Source organism: Sphingomonas bacterium, from assembly GCF_903643035.1.
Lineage (GTDB): Bacteria > Pseudomonadota > Alphaproteobacteria > Sphingomonadales > Sphingomonadaceae > Sphingomonas.
In genome coordinates, this window is sequence record NZ_CAHJWW010000212.1 from 1 (window position 1) to 4794 (window position 4794).

Here is a 4794-nt window from a genome sequence, read left to right on the forward strand (position 1 = left end):
TGAGCGGCGCCGCCACCGCCGCCGGCGGGGGGAGTGGCGGCGTCGCCGGAACGCAGCCGACCAGCGCCAGGGCAAGCATCGCGGTGCGCGCGCCAACCGCCTTCACCGGACTTGTCCGTCGCCGGTCGCGCCCGTCGTGTCGACGCGGGTGATCACCGACATGCCGGGGCGCAGCCGATCGGCGAGCGGCTGGTCCGCGTCGATCGACAGGCGGATCGGCAGCCGCTGCACGACCTTGGTGAAGTTGCCGGTCGCATTGTCGGGCCGCAGCACGCTGAACTCCGAGCCCGTCGCCGGCGAGAAGGTTTCGACATGCCCGCGCAGCCGGGCGTCGCCCAGCGCGTCGATCTCGAACGTCGCCGCTTGGCCGCGCCGCATCGCCCGGACCTGGGTTTCCTTGAAGTTGGCGATCACCCACAGCTCGCGCGGGACGAGATACATCAGCTGCGAGCCCGCCGTCACGAACTGGCCCTCGCGCACGCCGGCCTCGCCGACCTGGCCGTCGCGCGGCGCGGTGACGACGGTATGCGACAGGTTGAGCAGGTCGGTCCGCACCGTCGCCTCCGCCGCGCGAACCTGCGCCGCCAGCTGCTCGCGCTGGACGATCGCGGTCTTCACCGCCTCGATGCCGACCTGGACGTTGGCGCGCGCCTTGACGAGATTGGCCTCGGCGGTCCTCGCCGACGCGATCGCCTGATCGCGCTCGCGGATCGATACCGATCCGCGGCTGGCGAGGTCGGCGATGCGCGCGGCGTCGACGCTCGTGCGCCGGCGCTCCGCCTCGGCGGACATGACGTCGGCCCGGCGCGCGGCGACGTCGGCGCGGTTGGAGGCGATGGTCTGGGTGGCGTTGTCGTAGTTCGCCCGGGCGGCGTCGACGTTCGCCTGATCCCGCGCGACCTGCGCGCGATAGGTGCTGTCGTCGATCCGCACCAGCTCCTGCCCGGCGCGCACATGCGCGTAGTCGGGCACGAGGACATGGGCGACATAGCCGGTCACCTGCGACGACAGCGCGGTCACCTTGCCGCGCACATAGCTGTCCTGCGTCGTCACCACCGGCGTCGCGAACGGCGGCAACCGCCAGGCATAGAGGATCAGCAGGACGCCGGCGAGCGCGACGAGGACCACCACGATGATCGCGATCCAGCTCAGCCGGCGCTTGGGCGGGGGCGCAGGCGCGGCATCCTTCGACCCCGCGTCCTGGTCGTCCGGCTTCTGTTCCGCCGATGGCTGGTCGGTCACGACGCTCCTCCTCCAGCGGGGGCCGGCGTCCCGCCCTGCTCCTTCGATTTGATCATCGTCAGCAGCGTCTGGATCGACAGCCAGGCGAGCAGCAGGAGCGCGAGCGCACCGGTTAGCCTGAACACGTCGTTATAGGCCAGCACGTTGGCCTGGAGCGTGGAAGCCTGCCCTAGCTGGCGGGTGCCCTGCGCCCGTTGCAATGCCGGGTCGGTCAGGACGGGCGCGAACTGGCGCGCCTGGCTTTGCAGCCGCTGCGCGACGATGGCATCCGTCGGGTCGATGCTCGCGTTGATCTGCGCGGAGTAGACCTGCTCGCGATGTTGCTGGATCGTCCCCAGCAGCGCCGAACCCGCGAGGCCGCCCAGCGTCTGGCTGACGATGAACAGCACGATGAAGGTCACCAGCTTCTCGAACCCACCCTTCAGCGCGCCCAGCACGCCGAAGATCAGGATCGGGCCGAAGAACAGGCCGTTCGCGAAGCCCAGCATCGCCTGACTGCCAAGGAATTGCTGCGGGCGCACCGAGCCGGTGGCGTCGGCGTCCAGGAAGGCGCCCGTCGCCATGAAGGCGAGCGCGACGATCGCCAGAACCGCCGCGCGCGGCGGCGTGAAGACCAACGCGGCGACGCCGACGCCTGCCGCCAACGACATGAGGATAATGGCATAATAGCCCTGCAACTGGTCCGGCCCGGCACCCAGCAGCCCCAGCAACCCGCTCGCGCCATAGGTCTGCTCCGACAGCACGAAGCGCAGCCCGAACGCGCCGAGCGCGAAGCGCATCGTGGAGCCGGCGAACAGCAGCTCGTGATAGATCAGCGGCGCGGGACGAACCTCCTCATAGACGAACGCCGTCGCCATCAGCACCAGCGCCGCGCACAGCGCGACCGCCAGCCAGGGATGATCCGGCCACCATTGCAGCCGCCCCTGCGTCAGCACCGCCACCACCAGCGCCAGCGCCGGACAGACGAGCAGATAGGTCAGGAGGTCGCCTCTTGCCAGGATCCTCGCCTTGGGGCTTTCCGGGAGCTGGAGCAGCGCCACCGCGGCGAGCGAGCAGAGCGCCAGCCCGCTCTCGAACAGGTAGAGGACGTGCGGTTCCTCGCTGAAGGTCAGCGCGGGCGAGACGACATAGGCGAACGGCGTCGCGGCCTGCGCGATCGAGAGCCCGACGATCAGCCCCCCCATGGAATGTTTCTGGCCGGCTGCCTGCAACATGTAGAAGATGGTCAGCGTGGACAGCGGCACCGTCGCGAACCCGCACAATGCCCGGATCACGAGGGCAGCGGTGTAATCGTCCCACAGCGTGTTGAGGAGCGTCATGGTCGCGTACAGCACCAGGCCGAGCGCGGCGAACAGGCGGATGCCGAATTGCTGGCGGAACCGCAGGAAGAGCAAGTTGCCCGACACGTTGGTCATCGCGTACGCGGCGGTCAGCCACGCGCCTTCGACGGGCGTCAGTCCGAGCCGGCCTTGGATGAAAGGAAGATTGACGCCGACGAACGCGCTGCCGAGCGAGGCGGTCGCGCCGATGAGCACCGCCGTGGCGCCGTAGGCCAGCCGCGCCGGACCCGATCGGTCCGGGATCGGCGGCATGCCCGGGCTTGGCGGTATGCCCGGCAACTATCGGCGTCCGCCGCATCTGGATGCCGCGTCGTGGGAGTGTCCCGCGACCCGGCGACCATCTCCCCTCGACCGACCCTCAGCCGAGGTTCGTCTCGGCTCAGACTGACACGCTGGACCGCGATGAGACATCGTCTTCCCTGCAGCGCCGGATAGCCGTGGATCGGCCCAGCGCGTCTCGACGGCGTGAGACCGCGTGCGCTGTTCGGTCGTTCCGAGCGACGATTACGCCATCGTCGCGCCTGTCGGCTGATCTAGATCAGCGGGCGCACCGGACGGATCAGACCAGGCTGGGCTTCAGACTGACGGTCCGCAAGCCCGCGACGATCCGGTCGAGCATCATCAACGAGTCGTGCAGCCGCTCCGCGTCCTGCTCCTTGTACTCGGTCTCGGCCTGCACCGTCGCGGCATCCACGACGATGTCGACCGCCTGCTCGTCGGTGAGCGTGCCTCCATCGACCAGCGCGTGGATCAGGCTGTCCATCAGGACGAGCGCCGCTCGCCCGTGCGGATCGCCCTGTGGATCGGATTTCAGGGTCGGAGGAGTGGAGGTGCCCATGACGTTACGCTCACTGACCAGGCGGGAGCACGAACTGCCCCACGATGATTATGTCAAAGATACCAATATGAAGCCCAAGGCGATTGATCGAGATCAACGCGCGCCCGTTAAGAGCTTCGTCGAACGAGTCTTTTTACGACCAGGGGCCGCGTTGACGGCCCCTGGCACTCCCCGGGTCTCGGCGAAGGACGAGCGGCATGCGTCTCAACCATAACGCCGCTGCCGCGAGGCGGACGGCAGATGAAGATAGCTGCCGTCGAACCCGGCGATGCTGGCGAGCGCGCCTAGGTCGTACATCATCAGCGTCCCCGCCCGCAACTGCATCAATCCCGCCAATCGCAGCTTCCGCAACACGCGGCAGACATGGACGGCGGTCAAGCCCAGGGCGTCGCCCAGCTCCGCGTGGCTCAAATCCAGCGACAGGCTCCTGTCGGCGACGAGACCGACGCTGTTGCCGCGAACGTACAGCTCGCACATCAGGTGCGCCACACGCTGCACGCTGTTGCGCCGTCCCACATTGACCATCCAGGCCTTGAGGATGTCCTGGTTCACCAGTTGCGCCCATGACAGGCTGCGGGCGAACACCGCCCTGGAGGCGACAAGCTCCTCCACCCGGGCGCGCGGGATCGTCGCCACGCGACACGGCGTCAACGTCGCCATCGTGTCGTCCATCACGTCGAGCACCATGATGTGCATGTGACAGCAATCGCCGGGCATGAGGATTTCGGTGATCTGGCGGGTGCCCTCCGGCAGCATCTTGTACCGGCATGCCAGGCCGCGCAGGATTACGAACAGCGAACCGGTCTCGTCGCCTTCACGCAGCAGATCCTGATGCGCGGGCACCTCGCGCGCGTGCTCACAAGCGCGGTCGAGCAGGTCGATCTCGACCGCCGACAGCGGGGCGAAACTGTTGATCTTGGCGACAAGAACGTTCGGGAAACTGACGTCGTCCATCCTCGATCGCCCCGTGCCGAACAGTGATGCCGGCACGGGACTAATCGACCGAGCCCGGTCTCACAACAACTTGTCGAGCGTGATCGGCAAATCGCGGATCCGCTTGCCGGTGGCGTTATAGACGGCATTCGCGACGGCGGCACCGATGCCGGTGATGCCGATCTCGCCGACGCCGCGCGCGCCCAGCGGCGCGTGCGGGTCGGGCGTGTCGGTCCAGATCACGTCGATCTCGGGCACGTCCATGTGCACAGGCACATGATACTCGGCGAGGCTGGGGTTCATGATCCGACCGTTGCGCTCGTCGAATTGCGCTTCCTCCATCAGCGCCAGGCCCAGCCCCATAATCATGCCGCCGCGGAACTGGCTGGCCGCCGTCTTGGCGTTGAGGATGCGTCCGCAGTCGTAGGACCCGAGCAGACG

Annotated in this window: 5 protein-coding genes; all 5 read right to left on the reverse strand. The window is 68.0% G+C overall.

Annotation, left to right across the window (positions count from 1 at the left end; genetic code table 11):
* Positions 1–102 precede the first annotated feature (102 nt).
* Entirely contained in the window at positions 103–1242 is a 1140-nt protein-coding gene (locus HUV01_RS12110) for an HlyD family secretion protein (RefSeq protein WP_174298497.1), read from the reverse strand.
* Positions 1239–2834 carry an MFS transporter gene (locus HUV01_RS12115; RefSeq protein ID WP_174298498.1) on the reverse strand — a complete coding sequence of 532 codons (1596 nt, stop codon included), beginning with the start codon at positions 2832–2834 and terminating at the stop codon, positions 1239–1241. Before HUV01_RS12115 ends, HUV01_RS12110 begins: the two co-directional genes overlap by 4 nt.
* A 307-nt stretch (positions 2835–3141) precedes the next feature.
* On the reverse strand, positions 3142–3420 hold the full coding sequence (locus tag HUV01_RS12120) for a hypothetical protein (protein WP_174298499.1): 279 nt from the start codon (positions 3418–3420) through the stop codon (positions 3142–3144).
* A 204-nt stretch (positions 3421–3624) separates the two neighbouring features.
* Complete coding sequence (locus HUV01_RS12125) at positions 3625–4374, reverse strand: Crp/Fnr family transcriptional regulator (protein WP_174298500.1); 750 nt, start codon at positions 4372–4374, stop codon at positions 3625–3627.
* Positions 4375–4434: 60 nt separating this feature from the next.
* Positions 4435–4794 (reverse strand): molybdopterin cofactor-binding domain-containing protein (locus HUV01_RS12130; protein WP_174298501.1); only part of this gene is annotated, 360 nt, incomplete at its 5' end.